The following is an 18,026-nucleotide window of genomic DNA, read 5'->3' as shown; positions in this document are numbered from 1 at the left end:
CGAGCCTCCGCCGCCCCGAGTTCCCGCTCGGCCTCGGACACCGCCGCGGCGCCCTCAGGGGCGCGGGGAACTGCGCGACCAGCCCCCACGCACCCGCACCCGAAAATCAGCCCAGCGCCGACTTCACCGCATCAGCCAGCCGCCCCGCGACCGACCGAGCCTGATCGATGTCAGCCGCCTCGACCATCACCCGAACCAACGGCTCGGTACCCGACGGCCGCAGCAACACCCGCCCCGTCGCCCCGAGTTCACGCTCGGCCTCAGCCACCGCCGCCGAAAGCTCCCCGGACGTGGCGACCCGCGACCGGTCCACGTCGGGCACGTTGATCAGCACCTGCGGCAGCCGCTCCATCACGGAAGCCAGCTCCTTCAGCGACCGCCCGCTCTCCGCGACGCGAGCCGCCAGCATCAGCCCGGTCAGCGTCCCGTCCCCGGTCGTGGCGTGGTCCAGGATGATGACGTGCCCGGACTGCTCACCGCCGAGGGCGTACCCGTGCTGCTTCATCTCCTCGAGCACATACCGGTCACCGACGGCGGTCTGGACGAGCCGGAGCCCCTCCCGCTCCAGCGCCAGCTTGAACCCCAGGTTCGACATGACCGTCGCGACCACGGTGTCGGACCGCAGCGCCGACCGGTCCCTCATCGCCAGCGCGAGCACGGCCATGATCTGGTCGCCGTCCACCTCCTCACCGGTGTGGTCGACGGCCAGGCACCGGTCCGCGTCCCCGTCGTGCGCGATGCCGAAATCGGCTCCGTGCTCGACGACGGCGGCCTTCAGGAGCCCGAGGTGCGTGGAGCCGCACCCGTCGTTGATGTTGAGCCCGTCCGGCTGGGCGCCGATGGTGATCACCTCGGCGCCGGCCCGGGAGAAGGCCTCCGGCGACACCCGGGCGGCAGCGCCGTGCGCCTCGTCGAGGACGATCTTCAGTCCGTCGAGGCGGTTGGGCAGTACGGCGATCAGATGCGCCACGTACTTGTCGAAGCCCTCGGTGTACTCGCGGACCCGGCCGACGCCACCGCCGGTCGGCCGCTCCCAGGGCTCACCGCCCTTGTGCTCCTCGTAGACGGCCTCGATGCGCTCCTCCAGCGCGTCGTCGAGCTTGTGCCCGCCGCGTGCGAGGAACTTGATGCCGTTGTCGGGCATGGCGTTGTGGCTGGCGGAGAGCATGACACCGAGGTCGGCGCCGAGCACACCGGTGAGATACGCCACCGCCGGCGTGGGCAGCACTCCGACGCGCAGGACGTCCACGCCGGCGCTCGCGAGGCCCGCCACCACGGCGGCCTCCAGGAACTCCCCGGACGCGCGCGGGTCCCGTCCGACCACCGCGGTCGGCCGGTGGCCCTGGAACGAACCCGCCTCGGCCAGCACGTGCGCCGCCGCGACGGAGAGACCGAGCGCCATCTCGGCCGTCAGATCCGCGTTGGCGACACCGCGCACGCCGTCCGTGCCGAAGAGTCGTCCCACTTGTCCTCCTGAGGAAGCGTCAGTTACGGAGATCATCCGATCACATGAGCCTTTGAGCGTCTTGTGCCGTTATACGCCCAGGGCAGTGATAAACGAACGCCCCGGCGGCACTGTGGCGTGCCGCCGGGGCGAACGGACGTACTGCTGACTCGCGGGAACGAGCAGGTACGAGCAGAACAGGCAGCGAAGATTAACGCTTGCTGTACTGCGGAGCCTTACGGGCCTTCTTGAGACCGGCCTTCTTGCGCTCGACCGCACGGTCGTCGCGACGGAGGAAGCCGGCCTTCTTGAGGGCGCCGCGGTTGTTGTCCACGTCGGCCTCGTTCAGCGCGCGGGCGACACCGAGACGGAGCGCACCGGCCTGACCGGAGACACCGCCACCCGCGATGCGGGCGATGACGTCGTAGCGGCCCTCGAGCTCGAGCACCTTGAAGGGCTCGTTGACTTCCTGCTGGTGCACCTTGTTGGGGAAGTAGTCCTCAAGGGTGCGACCGTTGATCTTCCACTTGCCGGTGCCCGGGACGATCCGGACGCGGGCGATGGCGTTCTTGCGACGGCCCAGGCCGGCCGCGGGCTGCGGGTCGCCGAAGCGGCCCGCGAGCGACTCCGAGGTGTACTCGCCCTCGACGGGAACCTCGGACTCGGTGGTGTAGCTGTCGATGTCGACGATCTCTTCGCCCTCGACGGGCGTCTCGACGGTGGTCTCGGCCACGATTCTCCTCAGATTCTGTTCAGTCTTAGGGGGTGGCCGGACTTACTGCGCGACCTGGGTGATCTCGAACGGCACCGGCTGCTGGGCAGCGTGCGGGTGCTGGTCGCCCGAGTAGACCTTCAGCTTGGAGAGCATCTGACGGCCCAGGCTGTTCTTGGGGATCATGCCCTTGATGGCCTTCTCGACGGCCTTCTCGGGGTTCTTGTCGAGGAGCTCGTCGTAGCGGACGGAGCGCAGACCACCCGGGAAGCCGGAGTGGCGGTACGCCATCTTCTGGGTCCGCTTGTTGCCGGACAGGTGAACCTTGTCGGCGTTGATGATGATGACGAAGTCGCCCATGTCCATGTGCGGGGCATAGGTCGGCTTGTGCTTGCCACGGAGGAGGTTCGCGGCAGTGGTAGCCAGACGACCCAGGACGACGTCCTGAGCGTCAATGACGTGCCACTGGCGAGTCACATCGCCGGGCTTAGGGCTGTACGTACGCACTTCGCAGCCTTCTTCTTCAGTGGATGGGTGCTGAGACATGGCATCACTGAAGCGATCGTGCAGCTGGGGACGACAATGGCCGGGGCACTGCCCGTATGCCGCCCACTGGTAACTGCTCCAGGGAACCTAGGTAAAGGTCTCTCGCGTGAGAACGAGCGAGCCAATACACAACGAAGAGGCAGGATACCCGTGGTTCCACGGACGGGTCAAAACGAGGCCCTCACGGCACCTCCGCGGCCGAGATGTGCACCAGTGCCGGAAAGGTCCCGAGGCCAGTCTCCACAGGCCCGACGGCACCTCCCGTCCCCCGTCTAAGATGCGCCCCATGAGCTTTGGGCAGCAGGGTGGACCCCCGTCCCAGTGGGATCCCTGGAAACCGCAGTCACAGCAGCCGTGGAGCAGCGGCGGGGGCGAGCAGACTCCGGACTGGGCCGCGCTCGCCGAGGCCTCCGAGATCCGCAACAGACGGCGTCGGCTGTTCTTCATCGTCGGCGGAGCGCTCGCCACGGTCGGGATAGGCACCGCCGTGGCGATGGCCGTCGTCTCGGCGAACGGCAGCGACGACGAGGCGAACAAGCCGACGTCCTCCGTGTCGTCCGCCGCGATCCCCAGCGCGACCGGGACCGCCCCGTCGTTCGCGCCGACCAGCGCCCCGCCACCGCTGGACCCGAAGGACTTCATCGCCAGCAAGGCCAAGGACACGGCACCGCTCAGCGCCCCGATCCTCTTCCCGGGCACCCAGCTGACCATGGGCTCGACCGTGTACAAGAAGGGCACGACCTCCGACACGAAGAACTGCGCCGCGGCCGACAACGTCCAGGCCAGCCTCGGCAAGATCCTCACCGCCAACAGCTGCACCCAGTTCATGCGCGTCAGCTACACCAAGGACGGCGTCTCGGTGACGGTCGGCGTGGCCGTCTTCGACACCGAGGCCCAGGCGGCGAAGGCGAAGAGCCAGGTCAACACGAAGAAGGACATCGTCAAGTCGCTGTCCGGCGGTGCGGTCAAGGCCTTCTGCAACTCCGCGATCTGCCGCACGACCTCGAACTCCTACGGCCGCTACGCGTACTTCACCATCGCCGGCTTCGCCAGCGGCAAGAACGTCACGGAGAAGGACACCGCGGTCTTCGGCATCGGCGACAACCTGGCCGAGTTCACCTTCCGCCAGATCCACCGCCGCGGCGAGGCTCAGGCTTCCACGGCCGCGAGCGAGTGACCCGGCGCGCCGAGGCGCACCGGGTCCGGTTCGTTCAGGTGGGCTACCGGTTCAGTTCCGCTCCCAGGAGCCGCTCAGGACCGGCTCGGGATACGGCACGACGGGTTCCGGCAGGCTGTCGGCCGTCTCCCGGCTCCCGGCCGTCCTGAAGACCCAGGTGCGGTAGGACCAGAAGCGGAAGAGGGTGGCCACCCCGATGCCGAGGAACTTGCTGACGTTGGTGGCGAGCGTCCCGTCCCAGCCGAGCCCGTAGGTCGTCGCGTAGAGGACCGAGTTCTCGATGACCAGTCCGATCGCGCTGAAGAACAGGAAGAGGGTCAGCTCCTTCCTGCGGCTGTTGCGGTCCTCCTGCTCCCGGTTGCGGTACGCGAAGTAGCGCAGGCCGAGATAGTTGCTCAGGATCGCGACGACCGTGGCCAGGACGCTCGCCCGGACGGTCTGCCAGTCCGTGACGGTCCTGATGAGGTTGAAGACCGCGAGGTTGACCACGAAGCCCGACGCGCCCACCATGCCGAACTTCGCGATCTCGCGGTACAGCTTCCCGCCCCTGGAGGGAAGCGCGTGACGTCCGCTGCTCACCGTGCCGCTCAGCCCCGTCGGTTGCGCAGTCGCAGCCGTACCGGCATCACCGCTGACTCGATCTGCGTCGCGAGGTTCATCTTGGAGACGCCCTCGGTCCGCTCCTCGAAGCGGATCGGGATCTCGACGGCACTGTGCCCGGCCCGGACGGCCTTGAACTTCAGCTCGACCTGGAAGCTGTAGCCGGCACTGTCGAGGGTCGTGAGGTCCACGTCACGCAGAGCGGTGGCCGACCACAGGTTGAAGCCGGCGGTGATGTCCCGGATCTTGGTGCCGAGCACGGTCCGGGCGTATCGGTTGGCGAAACGGGACAGCAGCACACGGTGCCTGCCCCACTCCTCGTCCAGCGAGCCGCCCTCCACGTACCGGCTTCCGACGACCAGGCCCACCCCGGACGCCACGGCCGTACCGAGCATGCGTGGGACCGCTTCCACGGGGTGGCTGCCGTCGGCGTCCATCTGGACGACGTACGCGGCGCCCTCCTCCAGCGCGGCGCTCATGCCGGCGACGTAGGCGCGCCCGAGCCCGTCCTTCTCGGTCCGGTGCAGCACGCTCATCCGCTGCCGTCCGTCCCAGTTGTACTTCTCGGCGAGCTCCTCGGCGATCCGCCCGGTGCCGTCCGGGCTGGAGTCGTCGACGATCTTCAGATGGAGCCCGTCGATCGGCAGGCCGAGGACCAGCTCGGCCATGCGAGGCAGGTTCGGCGCCTCGTTGTACGTCGGCATCACGATGGTGACCGGTACGCCGGGGTGTCTGTCGTAGGCCGTCATTTTCCTTCTTTTTCCCTCCCCTGAAGGCCCCGAAGGGTCCCCTCCCCAACGGGCGCGGGTCTGCCCAGCGCCCGGAAGTGCCAGCCCGCCGCGGTCCAGCGACCGGCATCGAGCGTCCCCCTGCCGTCCACGATCCGCGGACGGGACACCAGCTGTGCGGCCCGCTCCGGGTCGATCTCCCGGAACTGCGGCCACTCGGTCAGATGCAGCACGAGATCGGCGCCCACGAGCGCTTCCTCGGCCGACAGGGCGTAACCGAGGAGCGGATACGCCTTGCGGGCGTTGTCCAGCGCCTCGGGGTCGTACACCGTGACGTCGGCGCCGTCGAGTCGCAGCCGGGCGGCCACGTTGAGCGCGGGCGAGTCACGGATGTCGTCGGAGTCGGGCTTGAAGGCCGCTCCGAGTACGGCGATACGGGCCCCCAGGACCGTCCCCCCGCACAGCTCGCGCGCCAGGTCGACAACCTTGTCACGGCGGCGCATGTTGATCGTGTCGACCTCGCGCAGGAACGCCAGCGAGACCCCGAGTTCGTCGGCGCGGTGGGCGAAGGCGCGGATGTCCTTGGGCAGACAGCCGCCGCCGAAGCCGACACCGGCACGCAGGAACTTCTTCCCGATCCGGTCGTCGTGCCCGATCGCCTCGGCGAGGACGCCGACGTCGCCGCCCGCGGCCTCGCAGACCTCGGCCATCGCGTTGATGAAGGAGATCTTGGTGGCCAGGAAGGCGTTGGCAGCCGTCTTGACCAGTTCGGCGGTCGGGAAGTCGGCGGTGACGACGGGGGTGCCCGCGTCGAGAACCGGCGCGTACACCGTGCGGAGGATCGTTTCCGCATGTGAAGACCGCACGCCGAACACCAGCCGGTCCGGGCGCAGCGTGTCCTGGACGGCGAAACCCTCCCGCAGGAACTCCGGGTTCCAGGCGACCTCCACCCCTTCGCAAAGGGCTGCCAGCCGCTCGGCCGTGCCCACCGGCACGGTCGACTTGCCGACCAGCAGCGAGCCCTCGGCGGCGTGCCCGGCGATCGCCGCGAAGGCCGCGTCGACATAGGTCAGGTCGGCGCCCTCGGACCCCTTGCGCTGCGGGGTGCCGACGCACACGAAGTGCACCTCGCCGAACGCCCCGGCCTCCGCGTAGTCGGTGGTGAAGCGGAGCCGCCCGCTCGCCGTGTGCTTCCGGATCAGCTCGGGCAGCCCGGGCTCGTGGAACGGCACGTGTCCGCCCTGCAGCGCGGCGACCTTCTCGGGATCGACGTCGACCCCGAGAACCTCGTGTCCGAGTTCCGCCATGCAGGCGGCGTGGGTGGCACCGAGATAGCCGGTGCCGATGACTGTGAGCCGCATCCAGCGACCTCCTTCACTACTCCGTGTCGGCCGCTACTTGCGCTCGAGAACCTGCACCACGACGTGGTTCAGCTTCACCGTGCGGCCGGCCTTGAAGGACTTCTTGATCGCCGCCGCGGTCTTCTCGTTCATGCCGGTGAGCAGCGGCCGCCCGTCGCTGACGGTGGAGACCAGCCACAGCCGGTCGGTGCCCTTGAGACAGCTCGCCGGCTTGCGGCACTCGGTGGCGCCGTACGAACCGTTCTCCTGCGGGGTGTACTCCATGAGCACGTCCTTCGGAGCCTTGCGGTCCCGCAGTTCGTACGCCATGGCCCGGCGCTCGGACATCCCGCCGTTGAAGATCATCCCGTCGCCGGACTTCTCGCCCGCGGCGACGACGTTCGCCGCGCCCCGGAAGTCCGGTTCCATCGGCAGGTCCTTCTTGGCGTCACCGATCGCCGGCCACGCCACGAACGCGTACCCGGCCGCCACCGCGGCGACCAGCAGTCCGCTCAGCACCTGCATGCCTGTTCCCCGCCGCGCTTCGGGGTCGAGTCGGCCCACGAGCCGGGTGAGCGCGGCGGCGACCAGCAGCGTCCAGGCCGGGATGGTGAACAGCAGATACCGCGGCAGGAAGAGGTGCAGCTGGTTGGCGGTCACGAAGGTGAGCACCGGCGGCAGTACGGCCCAGGCGGCGAGCAGTACCGAGTACCGCCCGGCCACCAGGAGACCGACCACGCCGACGGCCATCACCGCACCGCCGGTGATCCACGACCCGAACAGGGTGTCCGGGAACTGGGTCAGGTCCTTGGTGGTGGTGACGTTCCAGGCGATCTGGCCACTCTGCCCTGTGCCCTGCGCCACCATCGGGAAGGTGATGGACAGCCCCAGCATGGCCGCGCCGGCGAAGGCGTAGTGGGCGATGCGGTCGCCGCGCTTCTTGGCCAGGAAGACGAGCCATACATGTCCGGCGAGCACGGCCATCGCCACCAGGTGGCTGAACCCCGTGGCCGCGACGGCGAGTCCGTAGAGCGTCCAGTTGCGCAGGCTCGGCCGGTCCAGTGCCCGGATCAGCCACAGGGTGGCCAGCAGGGCGAACATCGTCGCGAAGGCGTAAGGGCGGGCCTCCTGACCGTACCGGGTGATCATCGGCACCACCGCGAACAGCAGTCCGGCCAGCACCCCGGTGCGCACCGCGAACATCCGGCGCCCCAGGAGCCCGACCAGACCGGCCGAGACCGCCATGGCGAGCGCCTCCGGCAGCCGGAGCATCGCCGCCGAGTCCCCGGCGACGTCGATCCACACATGCATCACCGCGTAGAACGGCGCGATCACGACGTCGATGCTGCCGATCAGCCGCCCGAGGTCGTGCCAGGAGATCGTGGACGCCCACCAGGTGGCGTGCTCGTCGCGCCACAGCTGGCGTCCGCCCAGCCCCGGCACCACGCAGGCGGCCGCGATCAGCGCGGGCAGCACAAAGGCGAGCCACGCCGAGCCTCGGCCGGCGCCGTCGGCTGAGCGGTGTGCGGAGGACGCGCCCTCCTCGGGCTCCGGGGCGGCCGTCTCGTCGACCGATGGTGTGTACGCCGTCATCGCTTCACCCAGATCCGGTACGGCTCCTGTCCGCCGTCCTTGTCGGAGGGCCGCAGCACGGCCAGCAACCGGTAGTTCGCGTCGCCGCGCAGCGCCTCGGGCACGGTGGCGGCCCGCAGCACGATCGCGTCGTAGGAGCCCTTCTTCACCGCGGCCGCCAGGGCCGGGCCGCGCTCGGCCTGGTGCCACTGGGCGGGCTTGGTGTGCTTCCGCAGGTAGTAGGCGGAGATCTCCGGGTCGTCCGTCAGGTACTCGCCCTTGGTGTCCACCACCTCGCGCAGGGCGCCGATCATGGCGGCCGAGTCCGGCGGCCGGTACAGCTCGCGGGTCTGCGCCATGCCGATGACCAGGGTGGCGACGTAGATCATGATGCCGATCTGCGGGTACCGGAAGTGGGCACCCATCATCCGTGAGACCCCGAGGCCCGCCATCGGCACCGCGAAGAGCAGTCCGAAGCCGACGTGAACGTACAGCGAGCTGCCGTTGCCCAGCCATGCCTGGTAGAGCGGCGCGAGCAGGGCGGTGGCGCACATGGTCAGGCCGAGCAGGGAGCGTCGGACCGCACCCGGCGCCGAGCCTTCGGCCCATGGCATCTCGCCCATCCGGGCCCGCCGGATGAAGCCGACGGCGCCGATCACCGCGACGAGCAGGACGACCCCGCCCCACTGCGCGCTCTCCTTCAGCAGATGGAAGGCACTGTCGGTGCTTTGAACGTTCCAACCGCTCGGCGTACCGGCGATCTGGACGCCGACGAAGCACAGCGCGCCGGTGACCGCCGCGAACAGCGCGCCCCGCACGAAGGCGCCCGCACCACGGAAGCGGTAGGCGGTCAGCACGGCGAGCACGGTCAGCGTGGGCAGGTACAGGGCGGCCGCGTACGCGGCGAACGGCGCGAGGGCCGCGAAGGGCGCCGCGAGCAGCACGGCCGCGGGGCTCGACTGCCGAGTCCGGGCCAGCAGCCACAGGGCGGCGGCGAGCAGGAACAGCGACAGCGAGTGCAGGGAGGCGTACCGGCCGGTGAAGGCGGTCGACTCCAGCACGGAGTACATGGCGGCGGCCGCGAGACCGGCGCGAGAGTTGAACAGCAGCCGGGTGGCGCCGAACAGCAGTGCCGTGGCCCCCAGCGCCCACGCCAGGCTCAGCGCACGGGCCCCGCCGAGGCCGAGCTGGGAGACCAGCCCCGACAGCTCGCCGTCGGAGACGAGGAACTTCGCCTCCTGGGGGAAGGCGCTGCCGTCGAGCCGGAAGGACAGCCCGGCCTGCACGAGCAGGATCAGGATCAGGACGCCCCGGCTGATCCACGCCGAGCGGCTGTTGTCGACCGACCAGGCCGACACCGGAACCTCGGGCAGCACATAGCCCGGCTCGGGCTCCGGCTCGGGTTCGACGACGGTGTACTCCGGGACGTAGTACTCGGCGTCGGAGCCGCCCGTGTAGGGGCGCGTGTAGTGCTGCTGCGCGGGGTTCGGCTGCTGCGGGATGTGCGGCTGCCCGGCATACGGCTGCTGATAGCCGTAATCCTGCTGATCACCGTAGGTCTGCTGCTGTCCGTAGGCCTGCTGGTCGCCGTAGACCTGTTGCTGCTGCTCGGCGTGGGGCGGGTAGTGCTGCTGCCAGTCCTGCTGCTGCCCGGGCTCGGACCAGCCGCCGTCCTGCTGCTGCGTCGTCATGAACGCGGCACCTCGAATCCGAAGTCGTCGTCGGCGATGAGGCGCTTGAACTCGGCCAGAGCGAGCGGGCTGCTCTGGATACGCCAGTCGGCCCGCTTCGGGATGTTGAACCACAGGAAGCCGATGACGTCCTTGTCCTCCTGCACCCCCGCGAGCAGCGCGCGCACATCGGCGCGCCGGCGCTCCCCGGGCTCGGACGAGGTCTCGCTGATCAGCACCGGCTTGTCGGTGAACGCGTCGATCTGGCTGCGCGTCGGGCCGTACAGGGTGGCGAAGGTGTGGGCACCGGTCTGCGTCCAGTAGCCGACGATGCCGACCCAGTCGACGTAGGCGTCACCGGGCCAGTACGGCTTCAGCTTCACGGAGGGGACCGGGTTGATGACGTTCGGGCTCCACACCCAGATGACGTTGGTGGCGCCGACCTCCTGGAAGACGTCGTGGATGTGCCGCCACGCCTTCACGAAGGTCGCGGGGGTGGTGTGCTTGGTGCCCCACGGGTACCACCCGCCGTTCATCTCGTGCCCGAAGCTGATCGCCACCGGCACGTCCGTCTTGCGCACGCTGTCCGCGTACTTCTTGATGTACGCGTCCTGCGAGCCGTCGGCGATCTTGTCGAGGCCGGGCTTGAACGGTTCCCACGACACGTACATCAAGCCGCCGTCGCCGAAGACGTTCTGGGCGCCCTCAGCGTTGAAGCCGTCGCCCCACGACGAGTAGGAGCCGACCAGGTTGGGCTTCTTGCCGACGGTCTTCGCGAAGGTGTCCACCGGCTTCAGAGAACTGGGCGCACCGTCCAGGGCCACCCCGAAGTACTCCTTGTCGGGGTGCAGCAGGGGCTTCACGTCATAGGGCAGCTGAGCCCCAGGGGCTTTGGAGGACGAGCCGGCGTCCGGTTCCTTCGCGGCCCGGGCGGCGGGGTCGTCACCGCCGAGCACACCGCAGCCTGCGGCCCCCGTCAGGGACATCAGCGCCACACACAAGGGGAGGAAGCGCTTGCGCATCATGCGGGTTCACCTGCCGAATGGTGTTCCTTGGGCTGGATGAGCGCTCGCGCGACGACCAAGGCGTAGAAGAGCCCCGAGGACAGAACGAGGGCGAAGTCCGGCGGATAGCCGGTGAACAGGCGGTACACGGCCGCCCCGACCCAGACCACGGCGGTGCCGCCGCTCCAGATCCACATGCCCAGCCAGAACCGGCGGGTCTTGTTCTTCTTCGCCCCCTTGGAGCCGGTCGGCTGCCAGCCCATGCGCTGCTTGCGCAGGATGTCCCAGATGGCGAAGACATGCGCCCAGCCGTACATCATCCGCGCCGACCAGGCCTCCAGCCGGTACGGCGACTTGTGCCACATCGGGAAGACCAGGGTGGTGTAAGCGATGCTGGGCAGCACCCAGACCAAGTGCTTGACCTGGAGCATCTCGGGGCTGGTGAGCAGCAGCATGACGGGCACGAGTGGCGCGAAGAAGGTGAACAGCGCCGTATGGATGTAGTAGAAGAAGCCGGACATGTAGCAAAGCCGACTGGAGAAACGAATCGGCGCGTCCCAGAACTTCTTGCTGCCGAGCAGCGACATCGAGCCGGAGCACCAGCGGTACTGCTGGTTGAAGAAGGCCCCGGCGGTGTCCGGACACACCCCCGTGGAGAGCGCGACCGGCACGTACTTGAGGTCCCAGCCGAGCCCACGCAGGTCAAAGCCCGTATGCACGTCCTCGGAGTGCTCGATGAGGGTCGTACCGCCGTTGGTCTCCAGTGCGGCCCGCCGGTAGATGGCACAGGAGCCGACACAGATGGCGCCGTCGCTGTTCTGCCGGGACACCTGCACGGAGCGGTAGAAGAGCTCCTGTACGGCGCCGGCACCGCGCTCGATCCAGTTCTGCGAGTCCAGCACGCGGAAGTACTGCGGGGACTGCACGATCCCGATGCGCTCGTCGGTCTCCATGTACGGCAGCAGCTCCTCCAGGAGGTCGGAGCGCGGCGTGAAGTCGGCGTCGAGGATCAGGACGTACTTGCCGTCGGACTGCCCGAAACCGAAGTGCAGGTTGCCGGCCTTCTTGAACCAGCCGCGGTTCTCCCGGGTGCCGTAGCGGAAGCCGAAGTCCCGGGCCATGGCGGCGAGTTCGGGGCTCGCTCCGTCGTCGAGGACGAAGGGCACGCACACACCCGGATACCGGTCGGCCAGGTGCCGCACATGGGTCCAGGTGTTGTGCAGCACCTCGATGGGCTCGCCGCACACCGGCAGGAAGACGTCGACGCTGGGATAGACCTGGGGCCGCCAGCCGCGCACGAGCTGCTGGTGGTACTCGAAGTCGAAATCGCGCGTGAAGCCGTTCACCTTCAGCGACACGAGGTAGTAGACGACCGTGAAGAACAGCGGCGGCGCGAAGATCCACATCAGCGGACTGGCCTTGGCCAGCGCCACTTGACTGACGGTCAGGCACCCGAAGCTGACGATCGAGGCGAGCGTCAGCACCCACAGGCGCCTCTTGACGTACGAATACTTCTCCGCATGCGAGGGCGGCGCGGGCAGAAGCCCCGTCGGCGCCTGTTCGGCGCCACGCTTTCCTCCACGCCGCGTGGATCGGTGCCCCCCGGCACCGGTCGCTCCGGACATGCGGGCAGAGTCAATGGATGACATTCCTACCCTCCGGGCCATGGGCCCGATGTGTTCCCCACCCCAAAGAACCCCTTTCGAACAAAGGGGCCAGATGGGAAAGGCTATCCGAGGGATGTGAATGACGTAAGGGCACTGTGGAGACGTAAGTCCGACAAGTCCGGTTATGCACCTCGCTTTTGTTGAAGCGTGAGGTAACCAACAGGTTTCACATCAGGATCACCCGGGCAATCACCTCTGATTGTGCGCTTCTTGTCACACCTCGGTGGGCCGTTCAGCAGCACCCCGCCCCCGGCAACACCCGCCGGTTCCGCGCCTCCTGGTTCCGCGCCGCCAGCAGCTCGTCGGCCGGATACCCGACCTCCTCCAGCGTCAGCCCGTGCGGCCGTACGACATGGACGGCCGAGTCCCGTACGCCGGCGGCCAGCACCTTGCCCGGCCAGTCAGGCCCCCGGTGTCCGTCCCCCACGAAAAGCAGCGCCCCGATCAGTGAGCGCACCATGTTGTGGCAGAAGGCGTCGGCCCGCACGGTGGCGGTGACGATCCCGTCGTCACCCCGCACCAGGCTCAGCTCCTGGAGCGTGCGGATGGTCGTCGCGCCCTCGCGCCGCTTGCAGTACGCGGCGAAGTCGTGCTCCCCCAGCAGCCGCGCGGCCGCCTTGTTCATGGCGTCGACGTCCAGCGGCCAGTCGTGCCAGAGGACGTGCCCGCGCAGGAGCGGGTCGACGCCCCCGGGGTTGTCGGTCACGCGATAGGCGTACCGTCGCCAGATCGCGGAGAACCGAGCGTTGAACCCGGCGGGGGCCTCCTCCACCGACCACACCCGCACATCCTTCGCCAGCCGCCCCGCAAGCCGCTTCAGCAGCTTCTCCCGGTGCTCCTCCCAGAGCCCGGCGGGCAGGTCCACATGCGCCACCTGCCCCCGCGCATGCACCCCGGCATCGGTCCGCCCGGCCACGGTCAGTTCGTACGTCGTCCCCCCGGACCGCGTCACCGTCCGCAGGGCATCCTCGATCTCCCCCTGCACGGTCCGCCGCCCCCCGGCCTGCTTGGCCCAGCCGGAGAACTCGCTCCCGTCGTACGACAGGTCGAGACGGACACGTACATAACCGGGTTCTGCTTCGTCACTCACACAGGGATCCTCTCAGGAACACAAAAGCGGGCCCGCTCCTGAAAAGGAACGGGCCCGCTGAGCGCCCCGTAAGGGGCGCGGGGAACTGCGCGATCAGCCACGACGAACCCGCAGCCGCCAACCGAACAGCACCCCGCAGACGCTTACGCGTCCTTGGCCTCCTCGGCGGGAGCCTCGGCCTCGTCGGCCTTGGCCGTGTCGACCTTGGTCTCCTCGGCGGCCGGAGCAGCCTCGGCGTCCTTGGCGGAACGCTTGGTGGCGGCCTCGGCCTCACCCGTCGCCTGCTGCGCGACCGTCAGCGCCTCGACCAGCTCGATGACAGCCATGGGCGCGTTGTCGCCACGGCGGTTACCGATCTTGGTGATGCGGGTGTAGCCACCGGGACGGTTCTCGTAGCGCGGGCCGATCTCGGTGAAGAGCGTGTGCACGATGCTCTTGTCCGTGATCACCTGAAGCACCTGGCGGCGGTTGTGAAGGTCGCCCTTCTTGCCCTTGGTGATCAGACGCTCGGCGTACGGACGCAGCTTGCGCGCCTTCGCCTCGGTGGTGGTGATACGGCCGTGCTCGAAGAGGCTCTTCGCAAGGTTCGCGAGGAGGAGCTTCTCGTGCGCGGCGCTGCCGCCCATACGGGCACCCTTGGTGGGCTTCGGCATGGTGTCTCTCCTAGATGTCTGCCCCGGCCGTATCAGGTACCGAGGTCAGTATCCGAGCGAGCGGGTTGCTCGTCGGAGACCCGCGCCCCAAAGGGGCGCGGGGAACTGCGCGACCAGCCACAACGGCCCCGCAGCCAAGGACCGGCAGTCGGTCCCGAGCTCTTAGTACTGCTCGGTCTCGACGAACCCGGCGTCTGCATCGTCGTCCGCGCCGAAGGCATCCGCGGCGGCGGTCGGGTCGAATCCGGGCGGGCTGTCCTTGAGGGCCAGGCCCATGCCGGCCAGCTTCGCCTTGACCTCGTCGATGGACTTCGCACCGAAGTTGCGGATGTCCAGGAGGTCGGCCTCGGAGCGCGCCACGAGCTCACCCACGGAGTGGATGCCCTCACGCTTGAGGCAGTTGTAGGAGCGGACCGTGAGCTCCAGCTCCTCGATCGGCAGCGCCAGGTCGGCGGCAAGGGCGGCGTCCGTGGGGGACGGGCCCATGTCGATGCCCTCGGCGTCGATGTTCAGCTCGCGGGCGAGACCGAACAGCTCGACCAGGGTCTTACCGGCGGAGGCCATGGCGTCACGGGGACGCATCGCCTGCTTGGTCTCGACGTCGACGATCAGCTTGTCGAAGTCGGTGCGCTGCTCGACACGGGTCGCCTCGACCTTGTACGTGACCTTGAGCACGGGGCTGTAGATGGAGTCGACCGGGATACGGCCGATCTCCTGGCCCACCTGCTTGTTCTGCACGGCGGAGACGTAACCGCGGCCACGCTCGACCGTGAGCTCCATCTCCAGCTTGCCCTTGCCGTTGAGCGTGGCGAGGACGAGGTCGGGGTTGTGCACCTCGACACCGGCCGGGGGCGCGATGTCGGCGGCGGTGACCAGACCCGGGCCCTGCTTGCGCAGGTACATCACGACCGGCTCGTCGTGCTCCGAGGAGACGACCAGCTGCTTGATGTTGAGGATCAGGTCGGTGACGTCCTCCTTGACGCCCGGCACGGTGGTGAACTCGTGCAGAACGCCGTCGATGCGGATGGACGTGACCGCCGCACCCGGGATCGAGGAGAGGAGCGTACGACGCAGGGAGTTGCCGAGGGTGTAACCGAAGCCCGGCTCCAGCGGCTCGATCACGAACCGGGAGCGGAACTCGTCGACGACCTCTTCGGTCAACGAGGGACGCTGAGCGATCAGCATGTGTGGATCAGATCCTTCTTTCGTGGACGCCCGCTATTTGACGCCCGACGGACCCGCACCGGCGAAAGTGCGGGGTACTGCAAGGGTACGGGCGGCACCGCCCCGAAGAGCCGTACCGCCCGCAACCTCAAGACAACCGAGCCTCAGACGCGGCGGCGCTTGGGCGGACGGCAGCCGTTGTGCGGCGTGGGCGTGACGTCCTGGATCGAGCCGACCTCGAGGCCGGTGGCCTGGAGGGAGCGGATCGCGGTCTCACGGCCGGAGCCGGGACCCTTGACGAACACGTCCACCTTGCGCATGCCGTGCTCCTGCGCGCGGCGGGCGGCCGACTCGGCGGCCATCTGCGCGGCGAAGGGGGTGGACTTGCGCGAGCCCTTGAAGCCGACGTGGCCGGCGGAGGCCCAGGAGATCACGTTGCCCGAGGGGTCCGTGATCGAGACGATCGTGTTGTTGAACGTGCTCTTGATGTGGGCGTGCCCGTGAGCGACGTTCTTCTTTTCCTTGCGGCGCACCTTCTTGGCAGCGCCCTGACGACCCTTGGGGGGCATCTACAAACTCCTACGGGGAGGTGGTCGGTCCTACAGCGAAGACCGCTGATGAAGCGTTGTCCGCTGAGGACTACTTCTTGCCCGGCTTCTTCTTGCCGGCGATGGCGCGACGCGGGCCCTTGCGGGTACGAGCGTTCGTGCTGGTGCGCTGACCACGGACGGGCAGTCCACGGCGGTGGCGCAGACCCTGGTAGCAGCCGATCTCGACCTTGCGGCGGATGTCGGCCTGGACCTCGCGACGGAGGTCACCCTCGGTCTTGAGGTTGTTGTCGACGTACTCACGAATCGCGACGAGCTCCTCCTCGGAGAGGTCGCGAACGCGGGTGTTCGGGTTGACGCCGGTCTCGGCCAGCGTCTTCTGCGAAAGGGTCCGGCCGATGCCGAACACGTAGGTCAGGGCGACCTCCACGCGCTTTTCGCGCGGGATGTCAACACCGGAAACGCGTGCCACTTCAATGGCTCCTGGTGATCTTCGGAGGTCTTCCGCAGAGCCGGTTCCCAGCCGCCGTACCAGGTACGAACTGGGTCCCCGGCCTCCGAACCGGGGGTGTCAGACGGAGTACGTCTGGGCCCTGCGTATGAACAAATTCAGCTTGCGTCGCGCGAATCCCTGCGAGAGCAGAGGGTTCGGTCCTGCGTCAGCCCTGGCGCTGCTTGTGGCGCGGGTTCTCGCAGATGACCATGACCCGACCGTGACGGCGGATCACCCTGCACTTGTCGCAGATCTTCTTGACGCTCGGCTTGACCTTCATGGGATTGAGGTTCTCCGGGTCAGTGCCACCACCCCGCCGCAGCGGGATGCGGGCAAGATCTACTTGTACCGGTAGACGATCCGGCCACGTGTCAGGTCGTACGGAGACAACTCCACCACGACCCGGTCGTCAGGGAGGATACGGATGTAGTGCATACGCATCTTGCCGCTGATGTGAGCCAGGACCTGGTGGCCGTTCTGGAGCTCGACCTTGAACATGGCGTTCGGAAGAGACTCGACGACAGTGCCCTCGATCTCGATGGCACCTTGCTTCTTGGCCACGCTTCGCCCTTCGAATCGACTACCTTGATCGACTCCCCTGCGTTCCCCTCAGGGCGCATGCGGACATGCGGGTGCACGAGAGCCGACGAGTCAGTCTACGTCAGGGGCTCCTGAAAGACGAATCGAGGATTCATGCCCCAGGAAGGAGATCCTTAAGCGCGCGGCTAGGCAAGCGGATCCGGAGCCGCGACGACGCCGTGCTCCGCGAGCTTCGCCTTGCCCCCGTCGGGAGACGTGAGGACCAGCGGGCCCTCATCCGTCAGCGCCACCGAGTGCTCCCAGTGGGACGACCACGTACCGTCCGTCGTGATGACCGTCCAGTCGTCGGAGAGGACCTCCGTCTTCGGAGTGCCCAGGGACACCATCGGCTCGATCGCCAGGCAGAACCCGGTGACCAGCTTCGGCCCCTTCCCCCGGCGCCGGTCGACGTAGTTCAGCAGGTGCGGGTCCATGTGCATCTCGGTGCCGATGCCGTGACCGCCGTAGTCCTCGATGATCCCGTAACGGCCGCCGCCCGGCTTCGGCTGGCGGCGGATGTACGTCTCGATGGCCCGGGAGACGTCGACGAGCCGGTTGCCCTGCTTCATCGCCGCGATGCCGGCCCACATGGACTCCTCGGTCACCCGCGAGAGCTCGAGCAACTCGGGAGCGTGGCCCGAGCCCACGAACACCGTGTAGGCCGCGTCCCCGTGCCAGCCGTCGATGATGGCGCCGCAGTCGATGGAGATGATGTCGCCGTCCTTGAGGACGACCTCGTCGGACGGGATGCCGTGGACCACGACCTCGTTCACGGAGGTGCAGATCGTCGCCGGGAAACCGCCGTATCCCAGGAAGTTCGGCTTCGCGTTGTGCTCGGCGAGGACCTTGCGCGCGACCTGGTCGAGATCCCGGGTCGTGGCCCCGGGCACCGCGGCCTCTCGGGTCGCCGCGTGGATGGCGGCGACGACCAGCCCCGCCTCGCGCATCTTGGCGATCTGCTCGGGGGTCTTGATCTGCACCATGCGGCGGAAGCCTTTCTGGAACCGGGGAAACCTGGCGGTGGGCGCCTTCGACAAGG

19 protein-coding genes are annotated in these 18,026 nt (G+C 68.3%); 1 reads left to right on the top strand and 18 read right to left on the bottom strand.

The genetic code is table 11. The features are described 5' to 3' along the window. Window positions 1–106: 106 nt before the first annotated feature. The 3 genes from glmM to rplM all read right to left on the bottom strand — a co-directional run bounded on the left by glmM (window position 107) and on the right by rplM (window position 2,663). Window positions 107–1,465, bottom strand: coding sequence for a phosphoglucosamine mutase (gene glmM, locus ABZT06_RS18830; RefSeq protein ID WP_355741567.1), 1,359 nt, complete (start codon window positions 1,463–1,465; stop codon window positions 107–109). A 190-nt stretch (window positions 1,466–1,655) separates the two neighbouring features. Continuing rightward, a complete protein-coding gene (gene rpsI, locus ABZT06_RS18825) occupies window positions 1,656–2,177 on the bottom strand; it encodes a 30S ribosomal protein S9 (RefSeq protein ID WP_007384094.1) in 522 nt (173 codons plus the stop codon). Window positions 2,178–2,219: 42 nt separating this feature from the next. Further along, window positions 2,220–2,663 (bottom strand): 50S ribosomal protein L13, encoded by a 444-nt coding sequence (gene rplM / locus ABZT06_RS18820; RefSeq protein ID WP_355741564.1) that lies wholly within the window; start codon window positions 2,661–2,663, stop codon window positions 2,220–2,222. A gap of 325 nt (window positions 2,664–2,988) precedes the next feature. On the opposite strand from rplM, the gene ABZT06_RS18815 reads away from it, so the two are divergent. Continuing rightward, on the top strand, window positions 2,989–3,879 hold the full coding sequence (locus tag ABZT06_RS18815) for a hypothetical protein (RefSeq protein WP_355741562.1): 891 nt from the start codon (window positions 2,989–2,991) through the stop codon (window positions 3,877–3,879). Window positions 3,880–3,930: 51 nt separating this feature from the next. On the opposite strand, the gene ABZT06_RS18810 is transcribed toward ABZT06_RS18815, so the two are convergent. The 15 genes from ABZT06_RS18810 to map all read right to left on the bottom strand — a co-directional run bounded on the left by ABZT06_RS18810 (window position 3,931) and on the right by map (window position 17,970). Then, the gene (locus tag ABZT06_RS18810; protein ID WP_355741560.1) at window positions 3,931–4,458 is read right to left on the bottom strand and encodes a GtrA family protein; all 528 of its coding nucleotides are present in this window, start codon (window positions 4,456–4,458) and stop codon (window positions 3,931–3,933) included. An 8-nt stretch (window positions 4,459–4,466) separates the two neighbouring features. Beyond that, window positions 4,467–5,228, bottom strand: coding sequence for a polyprenol monophosphomannose synthase (locus ABZT06_RS18805; RefSeq protein WP_355741558.1), 762 nt, complete (start codon window positions 5,226–5,228; stop codon window positions 4,467–4,469). Then, complete coding sequence (locus ABZT06_RS18800; RefSeq protein ID WP_355741556.1) at window positions 5,225–6,568, bottom strand: UDP-glucose/GDP-mannose dehydrogenase family protein; 1,344 nt, start codon at window positions 6,566–6,568, stop codon at window positions 5,225–5,227. Before ABZT06_RS18800 ends, ABZT06_RS18805 begins: the two co-directional genes overlap by 4 nt. A gap of 33 nt (window positions 6,569–6,601) precedes the next feature. Then, window positions 6,602–8,140 carry a glycosyltransferase family 39 protein gene (locus tag ABZT06_RS18795; RefSeq protein WP_355741554.1) on the bottom strand — a complete coding sequence of 513 codons (1,539 nt, stop codon included), beginning with the start codon at window positions 8,138–8,140 and terminating at the stop codon, window positions 6,602–6,604. Beyond that, window positions 8,137–9,810, bottom strand: a complete 1,674-nt coding sequence (locus tag ABZT06_RS18790) for a hypothetical protein (RefSeq protein ID WP_355741552.1) — start codon at window positions 9,808–9,810, stop codon at window positions 8,137–8,139. Before ABZT06_RS18790 ends, ABZT06_RS18795 begins: the two co-directional genes overlap by 4 nt. Then, window positions 9,807–10,814: a glycosyl hydrolase gene (locus tag ABZT06_RS18785; RefSeq protein ID WP_355741550.1), complete on the bottom strand. Its 1,008-nt coding sequence runs from the start codon at window positions 10,812–10,814 to the stop codon at window positions 9,807–9,809. The genes ABZT06_RS18790 and ABZT06_RS18785 overlap by 4 nt, the downstream gene beginning before the upstream one ends. After that, window positions 10,811–12,418 (bottom strand): glycosyltransferase family 2 protein, encoded by a 1,608-nt coding sequence (locus ABZT06_RS18780; protein WP_355741548.1) that lies wholly within the window; start codon window positions 12,416–12,418, stop codon window positions 10,811–10,813. Before ABZT06_RS18780 ends, ABZT06_RS18785 begins: the two co-directional genes overlap by 4 nt. A 274-nt stretch (window positions 12,419–12,692) precedes the next feature. Next, on the bottom strand, window positions 12,693–13,550 hold the full coding sequence (gene truA / locus ABZT06_RS18775) for a tRNA pseudouridine(38-40) synthase TruA (protein ID WP_355741546.1): 858 nt from the start codon (window positions 13,548–13,550) through the stop codon (window positions 12,693–12,695). Window positions 13,551–13,693: 143 nt separating this feature from the next. Beyond that, window positions 13,694–14,203, bottom strand: coding sequence for a 50S ribosomal protein L17 (rplQ, locus tag ABZT06_RS18770; protein WP_355741544.1), 510 nt, complete (start codon window positions 14,201–14,203; stop codon window positions 13,694–13,696). Window positions 14,204–14,365: 162 nt separating this feature from the next. Further along, window positions 14,366–15,388, bottom strand: coding sequence for a DNA-directed RNA polymerase subunit alpha (locus tag ABZT06_RS18765; protein WP_003966937.1), 1,023 nt, complete (start codon window positions 15,386–15,388; stop codon window positions 14,366–14,368). A gap of 143 nt (window positions 15,389–15,531) precedes the next feature. Further along, window positions 15,532–15,936 carry a 30S ribosomal protein S11 gene (rpsK, locus tag ABZT06_RS18760; RefSeq protein ID WP_003956432.1) on the bottom strand — a complete coding sequence of 135 codons (405 nt, stop codon included), beginning with the start codon at window positions 15,934–15,936 and terminating at the stop codon, window positions 15,532–15,534. Window positions 15,937–16,006: 70 nt separating this feature from the next. Further along, complete coding sequence (gene rpsM, locus ABZT06_RS18755) at window positions 16,007–16,387, bottom strand: 30S ribosomal protein S13 (protein WP_352389232.1); 381 nt, start codon at window positions 16,385–16,387, stop codon at window positions 16,007–16,009. Window positions 16,388–16,574: 187 nt separating this feature from the next. After that, window positions 16,575–16,688: a 50S ribosomal protein L36 gene (gene rpmJ / locus ABZT06_RS18750; RefSeq protein WP_003998809.1), complete on the bottom strand. Its 114-nt coding sequence runs from the start codon at window positions 16,686–16,688 to the stop codon at window positions 16,575–16,577. A 59-nt stretch (window positions 16,689–16,747) separates the two neighbouring features. Continuing rightward, entirely contained in the window at window positions 16,748–16,969 is a 222-nt protein-coding gene (gene infA / locus ABZT06_RS18745; protein ID WP_003948620.1) for a translation initiation factor IF-1, read from the bottom strand. A gap of 164 nt (window positions 16,970–17,133) precedes the next feature. Further along, complete coding sequence (gene map, locus ABZT06_RS18740; protein WP_355741541.1) at window positions 17,134–17,970, bottom strand: type I methionyl aminopeptidase; 837 nt, start codon at window positions 17,968–17,970, stop codon at window positions 17,134–17,136. Window positions 17,971–18,026 lie beyond the last annotated feature (56 nt).

This window comes from Streptomyces sp. NPDC005483 (genome assembly GCF_040606035.1).
GTDB lineage: Bacteria > Actinomycetota > Actinomycetes > Streptomycetales > Streptomycetaceae > Streptomyces.
This window is presented reverse-complemented; position numbering and strand designations above follow the sequence as displayed.

What these genes read in the sequence shown, in the direction of transcription:
- ABZT06_RS18785 (WP_355741550.1), bottom strand. Translation starts at nt 10,814, where the DNA reads ATGATGCGCAAGCGCTTCCTCCCCTTGTGTGTGGCGCTGATGTCCCTG.
- ABZT06_RS18800 (WP_355741556.1), bottom strand. Translation starts at nt 6,568, where the DNA reads ATGCGGCTCACAGTCATCGGCACCGGCTATCTCGGTGCCACCCACGCC.
- rpsK (WP_003956432.1), bottom strand. Translation starts at nt 15,936, where the DNA reads ATGCCCCCCAAGGGTCGTCAGGGCGCTGCCAAGAAGGTGCGCCGCAAG.
- ABZT06_RS18815 (WP_355741562.1), top strand. Translation starts at nt 2,989, where the DNA reads ATGAGCTTTGGGCAGCAGGGTGGACCCCCGTCCCAGTGGGATCCCTGG.
- rplQ (WP_355741544.1), bottom strand. Translation starts at nt 14,203, where the DNA reads ATGCCGAAGCCCACCAAGGGTGCCCGTATGGGCGGCAGCGCCGCGCAC.
- ABZT06_RS18790 (WP_355741552.1), bottom strand. Translation starts at nt 9,810, where the DNA reads ATGACGACGCAGCAGCAGGACGGCGGCTGGTCCGAGCCCGGGCAGCAG.
- ABZT06_RS18795 (WP_355741554.1), bottom strand. Translation starts at nt 8,140, where the DNA reads ATGACGGCGTACACACCATCGGTCGACGAGACGGCCGCCCCGGAGCCC.
- ABZT06_RS18765 (WP_003966937.1), bottom strand. Translation starts at nt 15,388, where the DNA reads ATGCTGATCGCTCAGCGTCCCTCGTTGACCGAAGAGGTCGTCGACGAG.
- rpmJ (WP_003998809.1), bottom strand. Translation starts at nt 16,688, where the DNA reads ATGAAGGTCAAGCCGAGCGTCAAGAAGATCTGCGACAAGTGCAGGGTG.
- ABZT06_RS18780 (WP_355741548.1), bottom strand. Translation starts at nt 12,418, where the DNA reads ATGTCCGGAGCGACCGGTGCCGGGGGGCACCGATCCACGCGGCGTGGA.
- ABZT06_RS18805 (WP_355741558.1), bottom strand. Translation starts at nt 5,228, where the DNA reads ATGACGGCCTACGACAGACACCCCGGCGTACCGGTCACCATCGTGATG.
- map (WP_355741541.1), bottom strand. Translation starts at nt 17,970, where the DNA reads ATGGTGCAGATCAAGACCCCCGAGCAGATCGCCAAGATGCGCGAGGCG.